Genomic DNA, 704 nt, shown 5'->3' with positions numbered 1-704 from the left:
CACCGGACCATCGTCGACCGGCCGGCGAGCTGCTGTCAGCCCCGTGTCCATCTGGCTCGCGCTCCCTACCCGCCCTCGTCACTGGTTGACAGACATCGCCTGTCTCGCACCATCTTGACAGGTAGGGCCTGTGGCGGCGGCCAGTGCCCAGGCGTCGAAGCCGTAGAACAGCCGGTCGGCGGTGAGCAGCTCGTCGGGACGCAGCCGCTGGTAGAGCCGGTTCGCCAGCGCCTTCTCCGAGGTCGTCCACGGCGCGACCTCGGCGGCCAGGAACGCATGCGTGCCGCACTCCGACAGCGTCACCACCCGCGCCTTCGGGAACGCCGACCGCTTTCTCACTCGAACCAGCGTGGCCGAACTCGGCGACGTTCTGTGGGGTGTCGGGCAGATCCACGTCGACCCCGTCGACCGCCAGCAGCCGCCGCCCGTGCAGCCACGACCCCCGCGAACCCTGTGGGGCCACCGGTTCGGCGACGCCCTCGAACACCTCCGCCAGCAGCTCACGGCCCAGCCGTCTGCGGGCCTGGGTGATCCCGCCGGCGGTCGGTGGCGACCAGGCCGCGTCCCAGCAGCCGAACCGGTCCAACGAACCGGTCACCTTCGTGGCGACCTCGGTGTAGTCATCGTCCGGGAACAGGCACAACGCCATCGTCAGATAGGCAGTCACGTGAACCGGCAGCTTCCCGCCCGCCCGCCGATCGGCC

The 704-nt window shown here is 70.5% G+C and carries 1 protein-coding gene and 1 pseudogene; both read right to left on the bottom strand.

The window, feature by feature from the left end; all coding sequences use genetic code 11:
• Window positions 1-78 precede the first annotated feature (78 nt).
• A complete protein-coding gene (locus tag NBZ85_RS31575) occupies window positions 79-303 on the bottom strand; it encodes a hypothetical protein (RefSeq protein ID WP_261560818.1) in 225 nt (74 codons plus the stop codon).
• 235 nt (window positions 304-538) lie between these two features.
• Window positions 539-649: pseudogene (locus tag NBZ85_RS31570) on the bottom strand (hypothetical protein); the annotation flags it as partial.
• Window positions 650-704: the final 55 nt, after the last annotated feature.

Source organism: Frankia tisae (assembly GCF_025403405.1).
GTDB classification, from domain to species: Bacteria; Actinomycetota; Actinomycetes; order Frankiales; family Frankiaceae; genus Frankia; species Frankia tisai.
This window is presented reverse-complemented; position numbering and strand designations above follow the sequence as displayed.